The following is a 20,408-nucleotide window of genomic DNA, read 5'->3' on the forward strand; positions in this document are numbered from 1 at the left end:
TTTGAGACAGCCTGATTTTTTTTGAAAAGACTAATAGGGATACCCAGCTCCCTGTAAACGTGTATCATTAATAAATGCGCTTAATTTATTAAAGTAAACATAACTTTGAGTTAACAACAAATTCTGAAAAGCTGCTTATCATTGCACCCTGTTTAAAAAAGGACACGTCACCTATATGAGTTTTAATCGCAACAAGATAAGTTGTGTGCCGTCTATGTTTGATACTGAGAGCTTTGGGGCAGCTCACGTTTCGCAATGATAATGATACATTGATGATCCAATCATCAGGAAAAATGACCAGCAGGTCATAATTTAAGTATGCCTTTTAACATCAACCGTAATATAAGATTGAAATGAACAATCAATTTCTTTTAATGGTCGCGGTATGGCTTTCGGCCGTAAGCCCTTCCATGGCCCATGAGGCATCTCATCGTAACTATTACCAGGTAGCCCGGCAGGAACCTGTAAAGGGAGTGGTCGTTGGCTCAGACGGCACTCCGATACCCGGCGCCTCCGTGAAATCGTTGACCTCCAATAAGGTGACAACGACGAACGAGCGCGGTGAATTTAGTATTGAGGTAGCCAATGGTGAAAAACTGGTTATCTCTTCCATCGGTTACACCTCACAGGAAGTAACAGCCGGTACCAAAACCCTGAATGTGACACTGCAATTAAGCAATAGTCAGTTAGGAGAGGTGGTAGTAGTTGGTTATGGTAGCCAGACCAAAGCAGATGTAACAGGTGCATTGACACAGTTAAAAGCTGATAATATTAAGCAGGGTGTCAACATTTCTGTTGATAACATGCTGCAGGGAAAGGTCGCTGGTGTACGCATTGCACAATCCAGTGGTGAACCTGGAGCCGGTGTGGACGTATTCATCCGTGGCGTAGGGTCTATCAGGAGCGGTAGTACGCCACTTTTCGTAGTGGACGGTGTGCCGTTGAGTAATGATAACGTGAGCGCAGGTGGGCCGGACTTCGGCTTGGGTAGCTCTGAACCTAAAAACCCACTGAACTTCCTGAACACCAGTGATATAGAAACTATCACCATCCTGAAAGATGCTTCTGCTGCTTCTATTTATGGAGCAAGAGGTTCTAACGGTGTGGTACTGATCACTACCAAACGTGGTAGCAAGGGTGGTCCTTCACTGACTTACGATGCGTATTTAGGTACTTCTAAAGTGATAAAAAAACTGGACGTGCTGAATGCTGATGAATATCGTAAAGCATTGGTAAATCCGGCTTATGATCATGGTGGCAATACCGACTGGCAGGATGTGATCTATCGCAATGGTTTTGTACAGAACCATAATCTGTCTTTTGCCAAAACTTCCGCTACCGGCAGTTACCTGGCATCACTTTCCCATATGGCCCAGGATGGGATCGTAGAAAAAAGCAGCTTCAAAAGGACCACTGCAAGACTGAATGCCGAGGAGTCGTTTTTTGATGAGAAACGCCTGACCGTTAAGATGAATCTGACAGCCAGCGATATCAATGAAACAGCTATCCCGAACGGTAATACTGCCGGTTCAGATGGTCAGCTTATCATACATGCCCTGATGGCAAATCCTACACGCTCTTTACGTGATTCAACAGGCGGGTATACCAACTTCAACATGAATGCACATTACAACCCGGCTTATCTGCTGAGCATTTATGATGACAAAACGAATACGTTCCGTGTGCTGGGTAACATCGAAGCTACCCTCAGATTGTTACCAGGATTAAATTACCGTTTTAACTATGGTATTGATAAATCCACTTCAGAGCGTAATTCCACTATCTATCCGAACGTAACGGACAGACAGCCAAACGGTGCTTATGCACAGAATAACCTGTCTTCTTTATCTACATTATTGGAACATTACCTGACGTATAATCATTCTATTGATAAGCATCAGTTTGAAGTACTGGGTGGTTTTTCCTACCAGCAGTTTAAGTTCTCCGGTACTACTTTCGGCATGATCGGTATCACCAAACAGGGACAGGGTGTAGATCCTGAATACAATCCCGGTTATGCAGGAACAGCAACCAGTCCAAGTGGTTATGCACAGGAAAACGAACTGCAATCTTATTTCGGACGTGTGAACTATAACTACGACAGTCGTTATATGTTTACAGCCTCTTTAAGAGCAGATGGTTCTACCCGTTTCGGTGAGAACAAGAAATACGGGTATTTCCCTTCCGTAGCTTTAGGCTGGGCAATAAACCGTGAAGGCTTCATGAAAGACATGGATGCTATACAGGAGTTGAAGCTCCGTGCCAGCTGGGGACAGACAGGTAACCAGGAAGTACCTAACAAGATCACACAGGCCAGTTACTCATTGTCTACAGGCGCAGGGTATTACCTGTATGACAACCTCAACCTGGTGAACGGTACTACCGTAAACCGTACTGCTAATCCGGACCTCAGATGGGAGCTGGTAGAACAGTACAATGTAGGGGTGGACTTCGGTTTCTGGAAAAACAAGTTGTACGGTTCACTGGAATACTATAACAAAACCACTAAGAATCCTATCCTGAATATTCCTTCCGGTCCGCTTAGTCCTACGACTACCGTATGGAAGAACGTAGATGCCCAGATCGTAAACAAAGGATTTGAGATCATGCTGGGATCACAACTGGTCCGCACCAGGGATTTCAGCTGGACATTGGACGTGAATGGATCTACATTATCCAACAAGATCAAAGACCTTCCGGTTTCTGAACTTTACTCCGGTAGCATATCCGGTCCCGGCCTTTCCGGTGTGAACGCAAACATCTATAAGAATGGCTATGAAGCAGGTTCTTTCTATATGTTGAAACACCTGGGTTATGATAAGGATGGTAAGGACATTTTCGAAGATAAAACAGGTGACGGTGTCATTAATGCCAATGACAGAGAGATTTTCGAAGGCGCTATCCCTAATTTCAACTTCGGTTTGAACAGCCAGATGCGTTATAAGAAATTTGACTTTTCGTTTTCCTTCATCGGACAAACAGGAGGATACCTCGTTAACAATACAGCGCTGGACCTGAATATCAACAGTCTGGCATCTGACCGTAACGTACTGAGGAAATATTACGAAGCGAAGGCCAGCACTACCAACCCTGTGCAGTTGTCGTCCTTATACCTGGAAAAATCTGATTTCGTTCGTTTAAACAATGTCCGTCTCGGATATACTTTTACATGCGACAGACTGACCTGGTTGAAATCGTTTAACCTGTACGTGAGCGCACAGAACCTGCTGACCATCACAGGCTATTCCGGTTACGATCCATTGGTTAATACAACGAAGACATCAGGCGGTAATCAGTCCCTCGGTATCGATTATACCACCTATCCGGCTGCAAAAACATTCCTTTTAGGCGCAACGGTTAAATTTTAAGAAATATGAAATCATTACAACTACATAAATTAGCGGGTATCTTCCTTACTGTGGCAATGGTAGGATGTACAGACCTGCACGAAAAAGTGATCGACGAGGTATTAGGCTCTAATAATTCAAATCCGGAAAATGCTATCGCAGCAGCATACGGACAAATGGGAGACGGTACTTTTGTGGACCATGGTAATGTGTTCGGGTTACAGGAATATTCAACGGATGAAGCATTGCTGCCTACACGTGGTAGTGACTGGGGAGATGGTGGTGTCTGGCGTGCCGTTCATGAGTTTACCTGGGGACCGGATAACTCCGTGCTTACCAATACCTGGAATAACCTGAACAGTGGTATTACCAAGTCGCTGACCGCGATCAGCAGCGTCAATAACGCACAGAATTTTGCCAATAAAACGCTGTTCCTTGCAGAAGCAAGAGGGTTGCTGGCATTTTACACTTACCATACACTGGACCTTTTCGGACAGGCCCCATATAAGAACCCTTTCGTTGCAGATGCTCCGTTGGAAGTGAAAAAGGCTGATACAGCCATCAATGGACTGATCAAAGAAGTAGAAGCAATACTGCCTGATCTGGCTAACCTGAAAGAACAGAATACACATAACGGCAGATTCACCAAACAGGCTGCCTATGCTTTGCTGGCAGATATGTACATGAACCGTGCAGTATTTAAAAATCGTTATTCTACCAGCGGCTTCGACTTCCTGGAAGCAGCAGTTGATAACAATGGTACTGATATGGACAAGGTGATCTATTATACCTCCCTGCTCATTGACAACCCGCAGTTCTCTCTGGAAAGCAATTATTTCAGGAACTTCGATATAGACAATGCCGGCAGACCGGAACTGATTTTCGTAGTATCGCAGGACATCAATACCCTGAGAAACAGTGATAACGATTTTGCCTACATGCCTATGGAAAGGAATCAGAAACCTTCTCCACTTAACAGGGGTACCAACGCAGTATGTACCACTCCTGAATTTTATGCTACCTGGGACGGGAAACATGATGATCCACGTTTTTCCAGACATTATCAGTATGCTGATGGTACCTGGTTCATGAACGACGGTACAGATGTAAGCGTACCGGCTACCAGCACAGTAGTAGGTAGTACCGTGCCCTGGTTCCACTTCAACCGTGGTCTCCTTGCAGGACAGCAGTACGGACCTAAGCTGCTAAACGGTGGCTTCGAGATGACAGCTGATAACCGTATCAAAGTATCAATGCTCTATTGTGAAAAGAATACGGCCCTTCCGGTTGATTTTACTCCTGAGCTTAATTTTGACAATCCTGCGCAGGCTGTTTTCACCCAGGCACAGATCAACCGTGGTGTGCGTATATTCAAGTTCGAATTCGATCCTGAAAAGGATAATGGTTCCAGCAATGTAGATATTCCGCTGTATCGTTTAGGTGTTATTTATTGCTTACGTGCTGAGGCATATTTCCGTAAAAGTCAGTCAGATCTGGCAATGGCAGATATCAATAAGTTACGCACCAGCAGAACACGTGAAGCGCTGTATGCCAATGCACCAGGTGTAGCTATTACTACGCTTGACGAGCAATCGCTTTACAATGAGATAGGTTACGAGACTTATTGGGAAATGTACAGAAGGAAACAGATGATCCGTTTCGGTAAATTTGATGCCGCTGGCACAGCTAAAGCAGCATCTCAGCCTTACCGCAGGATTTTCCCGATCCCGCAGTCGGCAATGGATGCTTCGAAAGCATTTACGCAGAATGATAAATACTAGAGAAGTTTCTTCAATAATATTATAAAAGGAAGGTGTACCAGTTTTGGTACACCTTCCTTTTTATATAGGGATTTTGTAAATTTATAATAGCTTCCCAGGGAACAAATATATCTTCCGCCCCAATAAGGGTATCTATTTTATATTTTTGTATTATAATAACATCAATTGCTCAACTATTGAGCATTTATTCTGTTTTATGTAGTAAATCACTTAAAAAAAACGTTATGAAAGCAACTCATCTTTTAGCTACGCTATGTTTTATTTTTAGTTTTGTCAATCTGGCCCGGGCACAGGAATCCACAGATCAGATAGTAAAGGAATGGGAGAGAGCCAAGGTCTATACAAAGGAATACCTGGATGCAATGCCAGAGTCTGGGTATTCTCTGAAACCGACGCCTGAAATGCGTTCTTTTGCGGAACAAATGCTGCATCTGGCAGATGCCAATTATGGTTTGGTGGCTGCTGCTATAGATGTGAAAAGCCCGACAGGCCCCGGAGAATTAGAAAAGAACAGTGCCAAGACTAAAGAGAATGTAACAAAAAAAGTGATGGAAAGTTATGATTTTGCCATCAGCAACATTCAAAAAATGACACCTGCCCAGTTAGGAGAGAAGATAAAGCTTTTTAATAAATTTGATTTAACAAAAGAAATGGCATTGGCCAAGGGATTCGAACATCAGACTCACCATAGGGGTCAGACTACCGTTTATCTTCGTCTGGCCGGTGTGAAACCACCAGAGGAAAAATTATTCTAGACGAGGAGGTACCAGTACTCACTGGTACCTCTTTTATTATTTCACACCATCCTGTAGTATCAGATAGCTGTCTGGTTTCAATGCCGTATTGACATCCACCTGTTTATTCACATTCTTATAGTGATTATTGTGAATGAGTATGTTGGAACTCATGTTGCCTGACCCTCCGAGGGAAATGGCCTTATCCGCATTCGTGAAGCTATTATCTTCAATAATGACATCGGTGATGGCATTGGGATTTGCTCCCGGGGAAGTACGGATAAAGCTGAAATCGTATAATTTATTACGTCTTACCAGGGTGCCGATATTCATAGCCGTACCACCGGAGCCAACGATATTGATATTCTGATAACTGGATACTTTGGTTTTCACAGCCATCTTTGGAATGTTATTATTCCCTTCATTTAATTCACAGTTAACAATATCCGTGTACCAGTTAGGTTGCCGCCCTTTATAAATAAGGGAACCACGACCTATTATACCAATGCACCTGCGCATTTTAAGCCCGGAAATCACGCAGTTCTCTGCGGAGCCATAGAATTGATAGGCGCCACCATCAGCCACGTCATTATCGATAAAAAACAGGTTTTTACGGATGGTGGTGATACTGATCACAGAGGTTGCATCGGGATCTACCAGGAAGGGCTGGTCAAGCTGGATAACATCCAGGGTATGGCTGACGATCCGCCTGTACTGACCGGCTCCTTTCCCTTCGAGGATAAATACACCGCCCCCTATCCATTTATTAGGTGTCCATTGGTTGGTAACGGCGCCGGAGGGGAGTGTAAGGGTGTTACCCTTTACACCGGCCACTGGTCCTGCATAGGCACCACTGCCACCATCGAAGGTCATCACTTCCCGGTCATTGATATAGTTGAAGGGGATGGTGTTCCTGGCCTCGTACAGATTATTGCTTTCATCGATGGAGGTGGCATAGCCATAACCGTTCATCTGTTTATAACAATCTTCAAATATTAAGCCTTTAGGATGGATGGCCATAAAGGTTTTGTCGCTTCCGTTCTTTTCAAACCTGCAATGTTGTATGAAGCCACTGGCAGCAACGAAGTTGTACATGCCACTACAATTAAATGAGCAGTTCCGGACTTTTAAGTTGCTCCCTCTCAGTAGAATCCCGGTTTTGAACCATTTGCTGTCTATTTCTGCTTTAGCAGCCTCCACATTGGCCCTTGCCATGAAGGAGGATACTTCCGGTTCAACGCTTTGTTTAACAACCAGGTTTTCGAGGGTGATATTACCCTGTTCGGGAACAGGCCCGGTTAGCATAATGATACCCCAGGCCCTGGTAGCTAATATATTGAGGTCTTTGATGGCAAAATGATGGGAGCCGCTAATAAGACTGGCGGGCATTTTGCCGGTCGCCCAGTTGGCTGGGTTCCAGAACAACTGAGTTGTTTCTTTGGAAGCACCTTTAAGCAGGGTGAAAGGTGGGAGGATGAGTGCATCTGTTAACATATAACGTCCCGCAGGAGCGTATACAGTTCCGCCACCTTGTTGTTTGGCAGCGGATATAGCAGCATTGAAGGCGGCCGTTTCATCATTTGCACCATCGCCTTTAGCGCCATAGTCTTTTACGTTGAAAGTCTTTTTGTCCCATTTATTTGTGGAGGGGTTCACAACAGTTACCTGTAGCGGAGCGCTCCAGGCTGTTTTTCCACCTGATCCGTTATGATAATATAAGTTGTAGTTGCCCGAAGGAGTACTACCCGGAATATTTACATTGACGGAGAAGTCGTCAAAAGCATTGGCTACTGCTGCTCTTATGACTTGTTTTTTATCTGCAGAAATGATGACGATCTGACCTTTAGCACCTTTCCTGTATAAATTCTTTCCCTGGATACGCAGGTTCCCTCCGGCAGTTATGTTTAATCCCTCTTCACTGATCACCCAGTTCACTTTAGGAACATTGACATTAAAGCCGGTGATGTGGTTGTCACTATCTGTTAATCTGACACTGTACACGCCTTGCTGATAGCTGGATGGCACAATGAATTTAACGGATTGTGTATTGCGTTGAAGGGCCTCGACCGTAATGCCTTTATTATCTAAGGGGGCTACTTTCTTATCTGTGCCACCATCATCTGGTCCGGCGTCTTCCCTGGGTAACGGAACATATGCAGGCAATATATTATCAACGTTATCGTCGGGCAGGCGACTCACCTGTATTTTCGTGATCTTATCCAGGTATTCGCCTCTTATGAGTACGGCATCACCAGGGTTCGTTGCAGCTGTTGTGACCTGGAATAATCTGGTCTGGGAATATACGCCGGTAGTCAGCAACATAAAGAAGAACAGCAATTTTTTCATTGTATTCACCAGGTTTAAAGTCAGCGATATAACGTTGTGTTGAAGTAACACATTGTGTGAATGCAAATTATGCTTATTTAAGCCTGGTTTTATTACTTGAATGAGGGAGTTGGTTCCTACTCACTGAATTCCTCAGCATCCACGTCCTCGTCGCTATTGAAATCATCGTCATCAAACAGTACTACGCTGTCATCATCCATCTGTTCATCTTCATTGTATTGATCAGACCACTTATCCTGCTTCTTTTCCGGCAGAGCTTTATAGGATGCTATATTTTTTTGGGCATTTGTAAACCATTCATCCTTGTTATTTTCGTTCTGCTTCTCATCATCATCTGAATTTTCATATTCAGCCAATGCTTTTGCCTCTCCGGTTTCTTTTACATTCGTTCTTTCGGAAAGTACATAAGTATAGATATACCCATTATTAATATCATGCATGAAAGCGCCTTCGGTATTTTTATCCGTCATATCTGATGGGCTGACATTCTCATCATTCGCTTTATTCCACCCGCCTTCATCATCTTTCCTGTGGGCCCAGTAATGTCCTCCCTGAAGAGTCTTGCCACGGTGGTATATGAAGCCTTTCAACGTGTATTTTTTTCGTACAATCCCATCATCCCCCTCTTCATACAATTCGAATACTTCGGGCATTTTAAATGGATTGTTTATTTTAGTAAGGTCATTGTTAAACCTGCTCAATGCGATAGTAAGAACAGCCGGTAAATAGGAGAATATTGTTTTTTCCGCTACTTTCCGCAGACTTAGCCATACTCCGTCTACGAGCGCCCAGTTTACGGTTTTCAGGTTGTCATAATCCGGATTGAACACAAATTCTTTTGTTGCGTTCAGCCAATCTATCAATCCTTCTGTATTAGCTACAGGTATATTAAGCACATTTTCGGTAATCGGTGCACTTGTGTTCTTACCATCAATCCATTGTGCGGGATTATCATCTTTGACTTTATTCTGGAATTCAGGGTTATTGTCTGATTCCAGAATAGTGCGCCTGTTACTTGCCGTATATTTAAAGTATTTTTTATACATTACCTGGATCTCTTCCAGTAGCGCCTTATCCCGCTCAGGGTCCAGATCAATTCTATCCATCAGTTTTCCTAATAGCTCCGCGGAATCTTCCTGTTCATTTTCTGTATTTATCTGTTTATAATTGATCAGATGTGATCTTAATGTGCTAACCTCTGTATCTTTAATCTCCTCTTTATTTATTACTTTTTGTATAAAATTTTGTACTGTATTATCTAAGTGCAATGACTTGTATGCTGGCAAAGAGAGTAATTGACATACTGCATTTATGAAGCAATCAGTTCCGTTATTGGGGATACCTCCTCCTTGTGCAAATGAGCCATGTGGCTCGTCATCAGCATCGTCATTTTCATGTTTCCGGTCATTGCTCATAATAACATTCTTGCCTATAATGTCTCCAAGAAGGATATAGTTTTTTATAAAATTGTTATATTGGTCCTTCTCATTGAACAGCGAATCTTTTTCTACTTCTTTTTTATATTGGCCTATTCTCTCCGTAATTTTATCCAGTAAGTCCTGTTGCAGTTTCTTCTTTAATTGAATGAACGCTGTTACGTCTTTTTTATCGCGCTTCTCTTTTTTATATAATTTGTCAATTTCTTTCAGATTTTCCCCGCCCAAATATTTAGATAACAACGAAGCAGCTTCTGCATCCTTATTCTCAGAAATACTATAAGCAGCATTTATTTTATCTTCCTTGATGATCATGCGAGCTTCCTGAATGAAGTCCAGTAATTCCTGCTCTTCATTATCCAGTTGAAGTTCATATATATCAGACCATATCTGATAAAGTATAGTGGTAATAAATGCATTGCTTGCCTGGTATGGTTCGAACATTTCCATGGAAATGGATTCTTTGCTTTCATCCTGCCGAAGGAATGCTTCTTTTAATTTGGTCAGTGTTGTCATATCCTCATCCGTATAGATACCTGACTTTCGCTTTTCCAGCATACTATTGTACGCATCCTCCATCTCTGCCGGGATTTCAACCTCCTTATTTATGGCATGGGCCCTGGCATTGGAGACTTGCAGGAATTTAAGATCAAAAGGGTTTAAATTATCAGGGGTATTGTTAAAATAGCTTTTATTGGAAGGGAATGCATTATCTACATTCTTATCATTCTTTTCTGCGGATACTATAAGCATGACAGGGACATGGTCGCTGAAGCTGAACCATGCATTTGATAATTCCTTATCCTCAGATTCCAGGTGGAAAGGTAACCCGGTAACAGGATTGATCACTGCTGCCCGCTGGGTTTTGGAGGTTGCCGGATCAACTATAAAATAGTCAGCGCTTTGAAGACCAAGGTCGGTTTTATTTGTACCGGTTACTGACCTTGCAGACGCCAGTTCTTCATTTTCAAGGTTGCCTTTATAATTATATGGGTCACGGGATTCCGGATGTATCAAATTTCTTACACCCTGCGTTGTTCCGGTAAAATAGCTCCGGGAATTATCAGACCATCCGACCGGGCTATTGGATTTCAATTTATTATCCTCGATCTCTTTCGCTGTTCTGGAAAAATCATTATCAGATTTGTTCTTGTATTTATTGCCCTCAGTTTTTAAAGTGGAAGGGGTCTTTACAAGTGCTTCTTCTGCGATATAGTAATCTCCGCCTATGATCAACTGCGCATTATCCGCTTCTGCCAGGGCCTTTATTTTAGGTAAAGCTTCCTGTAATTGTCCTTCATAAATGTCTCTTCTGTCAAACTCATTCCCGCTTGGAGTTGTATGTACCATGCCATACCAAATTCCATTTCCATGAGTGTTCCCTTCTTTATCTTTTCTAAGCAATTTGTGGACCACAATAGGACGGAATTTACCATAATCGGAAAGGTAAGGGTTCTTGGTCCAATCTATTTCAGCGGTATCTGTTTCAACATTATTGCCGGAAACAGCGATAAAGCCATTGTATTCATATTTACCCGAGTTGAAAACAATAGGGTAGTACTCTATTTGTGATTTATTTAGAAGGTCGTCCGGCATCCCTATCATTTTGAATGCTTTGAACTGTTCTTCATAATCTGAATCGGTATATTTTTTTTTCAATTCAACGGGTGCCAGCTTATTCTTTCCAAGCTCTTCTTTGAACATGTCATTGTACCATTCTACGGATTCATTCAGCTTTGTCACGTTTATAGAAACTGCTTGTAATTTAGGCCCCTTTTCGACTTTAACACCTCCATCCAGATCTTCCTTGTCTTCAAGTGTTTCCTGCATGAATTCCACTCCTTTTCCTACCTCATTGAATCCCATGATAAGGTTGGGATGCACCTCCATCAAATGGCTGGAGTGCGCCATCATATAATGCTTTTTTAATGCGCCGGTGATGGCTGATATTAAGGGGATTTTTGGGGTATAGAATGGATCTTCCTCTTTCAGTCTCTTGAAAATATAACCAAGAGAACCGGCTGCATTCATTAATTGATTTACTTTGCTGATTTCATCATAAGAAGGCAGCTTCTCTGTAAGAGCATCCAGTACCTGCAGATAATTTATTATTTCAGGGGCGGAATATTCGATCTTTTGTTTTTTGTTGCTCACCTTAAATTTACTACCCTCGCCGTTTATTTTTTCAATGATCTCTTTGGAATTGAGACTCTTAATATGTTCAATTATTTCAGCCTCCTGCAAGCTGTTCCCTTCTCCAAAATGATTGGCATTCCAGGCGACGAATTTTAATGGTTCTTCCGGAGATTGCTGCTGAATGTCCATATCAGTATCTTCCGTGGCCCGGGTTGCCGCATTTCGTGCACGCTGGGATTTAATATCTTCCTCTGCATATATTTTGCCCTCTTTGTTTGATGTAGCCTGCTGGTCCTCTCTTTTGCGTTTCAGGTCTTTTATTGGCTCCACTTCCTCCTGCTCATCTCCGTCTCTTATTTTTTCCAGTTCGGATACCAGGTATTCCAACTCTTTATTTATACGCTCATCGTCATCAATAGCACCTTCTATGGAGGATATTAAATCATCAATTGCTATATAGAATATATCCTCCTCACTAATATTGATGCAACCGTCCTCTATATCTCTTCTTCGTATAAATCTTAATAAATCTTTATGATCGATTTCTCCGGTATTCCCCCAGTTATAAGAAGCCTTTGAAGTTGTCACTACTATCTTTTTCCGTTGCACTATGGCCTGCTTCTGCTGTACTACATGCCAGGCTTCCTGTGGCAGTTGCCGCTGCTTCGTGGAAGAACTATTATCGGGCTTTAATTGAAAGGGGGATATCATGGCATTGTCCCTTTCTTTCGGGAACATGGGTTCTTTTATATACTCTTCGGGTTCATCGGGTCCGTCTTTGAGCGCTTTTTGAATTGGCTGAACTGCCGGCCGGGATAATCCTGAAGAACTATCGTTTTGTGCGGCTGCACGGGAGGGGGTATCACTTTGTCTGGCATTTGACAGTTCAGGATTCATTGTATAGGGAAATATTTTGTAATATAGTAAAGGAAATCAACAAACAATAATGCACACATTCACAGCTGATATAGAGATTATCGGAATAAATCCATTTGTATTTGTACCTGAAATCATTTTAACCGATATTTTTAAACAGGCAGGGAAAGACAAAGGGGCCATCCCTGTTCGTGGTGCGATCAACGATTTGCCTTATAAACAGACATTGGTAAAGTATAGTGGTTCGTGGCGACTGTATATTAATACGTCGATGCTTAAAAATTCACCCAATAGAATAGGAGAGAGCGTACACCTGACGATTGATTTTGATCCATCAGACAGAACGATACATCCTCATCCAAAATTGGTAAAGGCACTACATGAAAACAAGCGTGCAAAAAAGATATTTGATAATTTACGTCCGTCTTTACAACTTGAAATTGTCCGGTATATAGCTCATCTGAAAACGGAAGTGAGTGTAGATAGAAATGTGGATAATGCCATTAATTTTTTATTGGGGAAAGGTAGGTTTATAGGAAGAGATAAGCCATGATGAATAATGCCCATTAGTTTTAATAGAGTTTTGTAATATATTTGCTTCCATGCAAGAAGATGTTCTGATTCAGATCAGTAATCGTATAAAAGACCTTCGTCGTGAAAAGGGTATTACAGTGCAGGAGCTGGCTGATAAAGCTGATGTAAGCAAGGGCTTGATATCACAAATAGAGAATGGTCGTACAATTCCTTCACTGATAGTACTGATCGATATTATAAAATCTCTGGAAATTAACCTGGATAGATTCTTTAGCGAAATTACTACGAAACGTGACAAGAACCTTATCCTTGTTAAACGTAGAGAGGAATATCAATATTTTGAAAAAGAACAGGCAGAAGGATTTCATTATCATCGCATCTTTACCCAGTCTATTAAAAATTCCACTATTGATATCGTGCTACTGGAGCTGGATGAAAAAGCGAAGCGTCCGCTTATAAGTACAGAAGCCTATGAGTATAAGTATATTATATCAGGAAAGGCCAAATTCATTTTTGAGGACCAGGAAATCGAATTTAATGCAGGCGACTCTATGTTATTTGATGGTCGTCTTCTTCATAGTCCCCGTAATATCGGGAAAGGCAAACTGTCCATGTTAGCCATCTATTTCTTTGAACAGGGTAAATAGCATAATCTTAAGTTAATATTGGATTTGTTTACTTTAGCTAAACTTTGTTTAGTATTGCTGCTCTGTATGTAGGGTAATACTAAACAACGTTTATGGGTATAAAATTGGCCGTTTTTGACATTGCAGGCACCACTTTAAAGGATAATCACGAAGTAAGCAAGGTATTTCAGACAGCACTCAGTCATTTTGACTATCATCTCTCCCTGGACAAGATAGACCCGCTGATGGGGTATGAAAAAGCATTTGCTATCAGGCAATTGCTGGAAGCAAACGCTCCGGAGCCAATAGAAGAACAACTGGTAAAATCCATTCACCAGACGTTTATGGAACAGATGATGCGGTATTACGAAACGGCTGAACTGCAACCGCTGCCCAATGTGGAGGCCACCTTCAGGAAATTGCAGGAGGCAGGTATCCGCGTGGGTATAAACACCGGATTTTCCCGCAATATAGCCTCCATTATTATTGATCGCCTTCAATGGGAAAAGACACAACTGATTGATCTGCTGATAGCCTCAGACGAGGTGCCGGAAGGCCGTCCGCATCCTTATATGATCCGGTCGATGATGCATTCATTGCAGATCTCAGATCCACTGGAAGTGATGAAAGTGGGGGATACAGAAGTGGATATCAGGGAAGGACAAAATGCAGGTTGCAGGTATGTTATAGGCGTTACTACCGGCATCTTCTCCCGCGAGGGACTGGCCTTGTATAATCCTACTCACATAATAGATGATATTGCTGATGTGGTAACAATTGCAAGCCTGTAAAATGAAACAGTTATTACGATCAGGACTCCAAAAATGGCCATATAGTGTGGTTTCCATCATTACCGCATTAGCTGCTTTCGGTGCATACACAAGTATGTATGCTTTCCGGAAAGCCTTTTCCGCAGCCACTTTCGAAGGACTACATTATCTGAATGTAGATTATAAAGTATGGCTGGTGATCTTCCAGGTAATAGGTTATACCTGCAGTAAGTTTTACGGCATTCGTTTCATAGCTGGTATTGATGGCCGTGAAAGAGGACGTACCATATTATTCCTTATCGGGATCTCATGGTTAGCGCTGCTCTTTTTTGCGCTGGTGCCGGCACCATGGAATATCATTTTCCTTTTTGTGAATGGCTTTCCGTTAGGGATGATCTGGGGACTTGTATTTGGTTATCTGGAAGGCCGGCGTGCCACGGAATTCATGGCTGCGGTAATGTCCGTAAGCCTCATATTTGCTTCAGGTTTTATTAAAACTGTTGGGCGTACTTTATTAAGCAATTATCACGTAAGTGAATACTGGATGCCCTTTTTAACGGGACTGCTATTCGTAATCCCCTTGGTGGTCTTTACAGGTATTCTGGACTGTCTGCCTCCGCCTTCAGAACAGGACAGGGAACTCCGGTCGGAAAGAAAGCCGATGACCGCAGCAGACCGTAGAAATTTTGTCCACGACTTTCTTCCCGGCATTATATTGATATTGATCATTTATATCCTTTTAACTGTTACCAGAGATCTGAGAGATAATTTTGAAGTAGAGATATGGAATGAACTGGGTATAAAAGACGTGCATATTTATGCTACGATCGATTCACTGATAGCGATCGTTGTACTTGTAGCGCTTAGCCTGTTGATCCTTATCAAAAATAACTTCAATGCTTTTAAGGTCATTCATGGATTGATCATTGCAGGATGTATTTTAACCGGGGCATCTACCTGGTTGTTCACTCTTCATTATATAGACAGTATTAGCTGGATGAGTCTTGCAGGATTGGGACTGTACATGGCATATATTCCCTATAACGCTATTTTTTTTGAACGCATGATCGCCACGTTCCATTGTAAAGGAAACGTAGGCTTCATTATGTACATCGCTGATGCTGCAGGATATCTGGGTAGTGTTACCGTACTGTTGTTTAAAGAGTTTGGCGGTAGTGCGGCAATCAGCTGGAGCCATCTTTTTCAGCAAAGCCTTATCTGTATTTCTGTTGCAGGAAGCATAGCCGCTATATGCTCACTGGCTTTTTTTGTGCATAAGAAGAAAGAAGTCCCTAACATTAAAATATTACCAGTATGAAGCAAAAATCCGCCATCATTATTGGCGCAGGTATCGTCGGCCTGGCAACGGCAAGAGCGCTTGCATCAAGAGGTTACCAGGTAACTGTTTTTGAACGCAGCGAAGAACCGGTAGGTGCATCTATTCGTAATTTCGGTATGATATGGCCCATAGGACAACCTTCCGGTGTACAACTGGACCAGGCCATGCTTTCACGCAGTATCTGGAAAGAGATCTGTACAGAAGCAGGTATATGGCACAGCGAAAAAGGGTCCCTGCATCTTGCTTATCATCCGGACGAATTAATGGTGATGGAAGAATTTACTGAAGCAGAAAGTAAACATAGAAATTGCAGATTACTTACTCCTGAACAAATAGTAAATATAACCGGGGCCGCTCAGCAACAAGGATTGCTGGGAGGCTTATGGAGCGGGAGTGAAATGATAGTGGAAGCCCGCACAGCCATTAAAGCAGTAGCAGGATATCTGGCAGAGAAATTTAAAGTTGAGTTCCACTATAATACGGCCATCAGTGCAGTAAATCATCCCTATGTGTCTTCCGGTAAAAGGTCCTGGCAGGCAGATGAAATATTTATCTGCAGTGGGGTAGATTTCGAAACCCTTTATCCTGAAACTTTTTTAAAAGCATCCATTACTAAATGTAAGATCCAGATGATGCGACTGGCAGCACAGCCGGATAAATGGGAGATAGGTCCTTCTCTTTGCGGTGGTCTCTCCATGATCCATTACAGTTCCTTTAAAACGTCCTCTTCTCTTCCTGGATTAAAGGAACGATATCAGAAAGAATATCCAGCGTACATTAAATGGGGGATACATGTGATGGTATCACAGAATGGGAATAGTGAACTGACCATCGGGGATTCGCATGAATACGGGTTAACACATGACCCTTTTGATAAGGTATTTATTAATAAACTGATTCTGGATTATCTCAAAACCTTTGCAACTTTTAAAGATGATACCCTGATACAATCCTGGAATGGTACTTATGCAAAAATGACGAACGGAGACAGTTCGTTTATCACTACACCTGAGAGTGGGGTTACCGTTATTAACGGTATGGGCGGAGCAGGAATGACACTGTCATTCGGCATGACTGAACGCTACTTTGAAACACGTTAAGAGGAAATAACAGCCAGACATACATCATAGCCCCTGAATGGGTGCAATACTTCAACTGAAGTGTAATGGGACAACTCATCAATAAATTAAACTTATGCGCACACGAATGAAATTACTGGCAGTAATACTGCTGGGCATGTTTTTATGCAAACAGGACGTTATGGCTCAGGGTAGCGGTAGCATTGCCGGAATTGTCAGGAATGAACAGAATGAGCCTTTACCGGGCGTTACGGTACAAAGCAACAAACGTATCGTAACAACAGATGCCGGCGGATCATTTTCTTTTAATGCTTTACCCGAAGGCAGTTATACCCTTTCCTTATCCTATGTCGGATATGCTAATCAGCAGTTGAACAACCTTCAGCTAAAGGCGGGTGAACAGCTTAAACTCAGTATTACTTTAAAGCAGAAAGAGTCCGCATTGGGGGAAGTGGTAGTGACCGCACTGGGTATTAAAAGAAAAAAAGAAACGTTAGGATATGCCACTCAAAAATTAGATGGTGCACAACTGAACGAAGCGCCGGCTACCAATTTTGTAAATGGTCTTTCCGGTAAAGTGGCGGGTGTTAACATCGTAACGACCGGCGCGCTGGGAGGCTCTTCCAGGATAACGATCAGGGGAGAAACGTCATTAAGTCTGGATAAGAATCAGCCACTATATGTTATTGATGGTGTTCCATCCGGCAATGACGGCGTTACTAATTCCAGCGGAGGGGCAGACTATGGCAACAGCAGTGCAGAAGTCAACCCTGCTGATATTGAGTCCGTAAACGTATTGAAAGGTCCCGCAGCCGCTGCTTTATATGGTTCAAGAGGAGCGAATGGCGCGATTATTATCACCACAAAAAAAGGCAGCAGCAGAAATGGGATAGGTGTTAGTTTCAGCAGCTATTATACCGTTGAAAAAGTAGCAAGGCTTCCTAAGTTCCAGAATAAGTTCGGACAGGGAAATAATGGCGTATACAAAGGATCTAATTTCGGTGCATCATGGTCTATCTATCCTGATGGGATAGAGGATAGTTATGATGAAAGCTGGGGACCTCGCCTTGATAATGGCACCAGTGAGGCACAGTTTGATTCTCCTACTACTAACGGCTATCGTGGAGCTGATGTATCGATTAACAACAGGGGAGATATTATAGCCTCTCCATGGGTCTCTCATCCTGATAATATAAAAGACTTTTTCACAACTGGCCGTAAGTTTTATAATAACGTAGCATTTTCCGGTGGAAATGATAAAGGTACCTACAGGCTTTCTCTTACTTCTCTGGATGAAACAGGTGTGATCCCTAATAATGATCTGAAGCGTTACCAGGTAAGTTTGAATAGCAGCTACAACTTAACGAAAAGAATTACATCAGGCTTTAATGTGAATTATGTGAAACAGGAAAGTGATAACCGTCCTGATAATGGGTACGGCAGAAATACATTCATGTATTTCTTTACCTGGATGGGCAGAAATGTGAACATCAACAGCCTTAAGAATTACTGGCAGCCGGGACTTACAGGTATCCGTCAGTTCCAGTACAATTATGGGGAAAACCATAATAACCCTTTTTTCATGATGCATGAGAATACAAAAGGGCAGAATAAAGACCGTTTATACGGTAACATCTATCTTGATTATGCAATAACAGATCATCTTAAACTTAAACTTCGTACAGCACAGGATTTTTACAATGATTTCAGACCCATGAAATGGGCGGTAAGCACCGTTGATTATGAAAGCGGACGTTATGAAGAAGTAAACCTGAAATACAGTGAAAGGAATACGGACTTCTTACTGACTTACAATAATAATACAACATCTGCTCTTGGTTATAATATTTCAGCAGGAGGTAACCGTTTTGATCAGTCCGGAGGTTTTCAATCGGCTGCCACACCTCAGTTACTGATACCGGGTGTGTATAATCTGGAGAATGCTGCCGGTACTAAAGAAGTATCCTCTAACCGTTCTAAAAAAAGGATCAATAGTTTGTATGCCCTGGCAAGTATCAACTACAAAGATTACGCATATCTCGACCTGACGGCAAGGAATGACTGGTCCAGCTCATTGCCTTCTCAGAACAATTCGTATTTCTATACATCTGCCGCATTGAATACCAATCTGAGAAAATTGCTGACAATGCCGGAGTTTATCAGTAAATCTGAGTTAAGGTTAAGCTGGGCCCAGGCGGGTAATGATGCCGCTCCCTATAATATACAGAATACTTATGGATATGGCGTACCCTGGAATGGTAATTATTCACTGACCGGGCCATCCACTTTACTGAATTCCAATCTTAAATCTGAACTGACTACTACCTATGAGATCGGAACAGCCTTTGGTTTTCTGAACAACCGTGCAGGCATAGATTTTACGTACTATGAAAAGCGTACCAGGAACCAGATCCTCGCACTGTCACAGGCACAAAGTTCCGGTGCTACCGCCAGGGTTATTAATGCCGGTGAAATTAAAAACAATGGTATAGAGCTGATGCTTTCCGGAACACCTGTAAGCATCCCGAATTCGTTACAGTGGAATGTAATGCTGAATTTGTCTCATAATGTTGGTAAGGTAGTGTCCCTGACAGACGATGTGAAAGAGATTGTGCAATCAGCCCCCGGAGAGGATGCTTCCATCAGGGCTAAAGTAGGAGAGAAGATGGGCGCTATTTATGGTCCTGGTTACCAGAGAGTGGAAAGCGGTAGTATGAAAGGACAGGTGATCATCTTTTCTGACGGTGCACCACGTCCGACAAGTGAAGACATCTATCTCGGTAATCTGAATCCCGACCTGATAGCAGGTATTAACAACCAGTTCAACTATAAAGGGTTCAGTCTGAATTTCCTCTTTGCAGGGCAGTTCGGTGGTAAATTTATTTCCCGCTTTTATAACAAGGCATCTGGAGCAGGTCAGCTGGAAGAAACCACTAAAGGAAGAGGTGCCAGAGCCGCGGGAGCAGAATATAATGCCCCTTACTACATAGAAGGAGCGGCACAGATGACAGATGGTTCTTATCAGAAAAACTCCACCAGCACAGATGGCACTTATAGTACCGGCGTATATGGTACCACTGCCCGTGGCTTTATTAAGAAACCACTGGACCATATTTCAGAAGCACAGCTTTTCAGTGCCACTTATATCAAACTGAGAGAACTGTCGTTTGGTTATTCTCTTCCTGTCAATATCATAGGCAGAAGCTTTATCAAAACGGCGAAAATTGCTTTAACAGGAAGGAACCTATTCTTATTCACACCTAAAAGCAACCGTCATTTCGATCCTGAAGTTGCTACAGCAACATCAGGTAGCGGCCTGGTCCCCGGGTTTGAGAATATGAGTACGCCAAGCACACGTGAAATGGGTGTTAGTCTGAATCTGAATTTTTAAATTAAAAAATCAT

At 42.5% G+C, this 20,408-nt stretch carries 11 protein-coding genes; 9 read left to right on the forward strand and 2 right to left on the reverse strand.

Annotated elements, in window-relative coordinates; translation table 11 throughout:
• Positions 1–353 precede the first annotated feature (353 nt).
• The 3 genes from GO495_RS15305 (at position 354) to GO495_RS15315 (ending at position 5,883) form a co-directional block, all read left to right on the forward strand.
• Positions 354–3,368, forward strand: a complete 3,015-nt coding sequence (locus tag GO495_RS15305) for a SusC/RagA family TonB-linked outer membrane protein (protein ID WP_157300591.1) — start codon at positions 354–356, stop codon at positions 3,366–3,368.
• A 5-nt stretch (positions 3,369–3,373) separates the two neighbouring features.
• A complete protein-coding gene (locus GO495_RS15310; RefSeq protein ID WP_157300592.1) occupies positions 3,374–5,128 on the forward strand; it encodes a RagB/SusD family nutrient uptake outer membrane protein in 1,755 nt (584 codons plus the stop codon).
• Positions 5,129–5,352: 224 nt separating this feature from the next.
• On the forward strand, positions 5,353–5,883 hold the full coding sequence (locus GO495_RS15315) for a DinB family protein (protein WP_157300593.1): 531 nt from the start codon (positions 5,353–5,355) through the stop codon (positions 5,881–5,883).
• A 36-nt stretch (positions 5,884–5,919) separates the two neighbouring features.
• Here GO495_RS15315 and GO495_RS15320 read toward each other — a convergent pair whose 3' ends face one another.
• Together GO495_RS15320 and GO495_RS15325 are read right to left on the reverse strand one after the other, a co-directional pair.
• Positions 5,920–8,208 carry a glycosyl hydrolase family 28-related protein gene (locus GO495_RS15320; RefSeq protein WP_205691275.1) on the reverse strand — a complete coding sequence of 763 codons (2,289 nt, stop codon included), beginning with the start codon at positions 8,206–8,208 and terminating at the stop codon, positions 5,920–5,922.
• A 116-nt stretch (positions 8,209–8,324) separates the two neighbouring features.
• Positions 8,325–12,677 (reverse strand): ubiquitin carboxyl-terminal hydrolase family protein, encoded by a 4,353-nt coding sequence (locus GO495_RS15325; RefSeq protein ID WP_157300594.1) that lies wholly within the window; start codon positions 12,675–12,677, stop codon positions 8,325–8,327.
• 49 nt (positions 12,678–12,726) lie between these two features.
• Between GO495_RS15325 and GO495_RS15330 the strand changes: the two genes are divergently transcribed.
• The 6 genes from GO495_RS15330 (at position 12,727) to GO495_RS15355 (ending at position 20,395) form a co-directional block, all read left to right on the forward strand.
• Positions 12,727–13,209 (forward strand): DUF1905 domain-containing protein, encoded by a 483-nt coding sequence (locus tag GO495_RS15330; RefSeq protein WP_157300595.1) that lies wholly within the window; start codon positions 12,727–12,729, stop codon positions 13,207–13,209.
• A 49-nt stretch (positions 13,210–13,258) separates the two neighbouring features.
• Positions 13,259–13,837, forward strand: a complete 579-nt coding sequence (locus GO495_RS15335; RefSeq protein ID WP_157300596.1) for a helix-turn-helix domain-containing protein — start codon at positions 13,259–13,261, stop codon at positions 13,835–13,837.
• Positions 13,838–13,929: 92 nt separating this feature from the next.
• Positions 13,930–14,607 carry an HAD hydrolase-like protein gene (locus GO495_RS15340; RefSeq protein WP_157300597.1) on the forward strand — a complete coding sequence of 226 codons (678 nt, stop codon included), beginning with the start codon at positions 13,930–13,932 and terminating at the stop codon, positions 14,605–14,607.
• Position 14,608: 1 nt separating this feature from the next.
• Positions 14,609–15,904: a DUF5690 family protein gene (locus GO495_RS15345; RefSeq protein WP_157300598.1), complete on the forward strand. Its 1,296-nt coding sequence runs from the start codon at positions 14,609–14,611 to the stop codon at positions 15,902–15,904.
• Positions 15,901–17,025, forward strand: coding sequence for a TIGR03364 family FAD-dependent oxidoreductase (locus tag GO495_RS15350; protein ID WP_157300599.1), 1,125 nt, complete (start codon positions 15,901–15,903; stop codon positions 17,023–17,025). The genes GO495_RS15345 and GO495_RS15350 overlap by 4 nt, the downstream gene beginning before the upstream one ends.
• A 94-nt stretch (positions 17,026–17,119) precedes the next feature.
• Positions 17,120–20,395: a SusC/RagA family TonB-linked outer membrane protein gene (locus tag GO495_RS15355; RefSeq protein ID WP_157300600.1), complete on the forward strand. Its 3,276-nt coding sequence runs from the start codon at positions 17,120–17,122 to the stop codon at positions 20,393–20,395.
• The last annotated feature ends 13 nt before the right edge of the window (positions 20,396–20,408 follow it).

It is taken from the genome of Chitinophaga oryziterrae, assembly GCF_009758125.1.
GTDB classification, from domain to species: Bacteria; Bacteroidota; Bacteroidia; order Chitinophagales; family Chitinophagaceae; genus Chitinophaga; species Chitinophaga oryziterrae.

Coding starts and splice junctions, on each gene's coding strand:
- GO495_RS15305 (WP_157300591.1), top strand. CDS start 354: ATGAACAATCAATTTCTTTTAATGGTCGCGGTATGGCTTTCGGCCGTA.
- GO495_RS15310 (WP_157300592.1), top strand. CDS start 3,374: ATGAAATCATTACAACTACATAAATTAGCGGGTATCTTCCTTACTGTG.
- GO495_RS15315 (WP_157300593.1), top strand. CDS start 5,353: ATGAAAGCAACTCATCTTTTAGCTACGCTATGTTTTATTTTTAGTTTT.
- GO495_RS15320 (WP_205691275.1), bottom strand. CDS start 8,208: ATGAAAAAATTGCTGTTCTTCTTTATGTTGCTGACTACCGGCGTATAT.
- GO495_RS15325 (WP_157300594.1), bottom strand. CDS start 12,677: ATGAATCCTGAACTGTCAAATGCCAGACAAAGTGATACCCCCTCCCGT.
- GO495_RS15330 (WP_157300595.1), top strand. CDS start 12,727: ATGCACACATTCACAGCTGATATAGAGATTATCGGAATAAATCCATTT.
- GO495_RS15335 (WP_157300596.1), top strand. CDS start 13,259: ATGCAAGAAGATGTTCTGATTCAGATCAGTAATCGTATAAAAGACCTT.
- GO495_RS15340 (WP_157300597.1), top strand. CDS start 13,930: ATGGGTATAAAATTGGCCGTTTTTGACATTGCAGGCACCACTTTAAAG.
- GO495_RS15345 (WP_157300598.1), top strand. CDS start 14,609: ATGAAACAGTTATTACGATCAGGACTCCAAAAATGGCCATATAGTGTG.
- GO495_RS15350 (WP_157300599.1), top strand. CDS start 15,901: ATGAAGCAAAAATCCGCCATCATTATTGGCGCAGGTATCGTCGGCCTG.
- GO495_RS15355 (WP_157300600.1), top strand. CDS start 17,120: ATGCGCACACGAATGAAATTACTGGCAGTAATACTGCTGGGCATGTTT.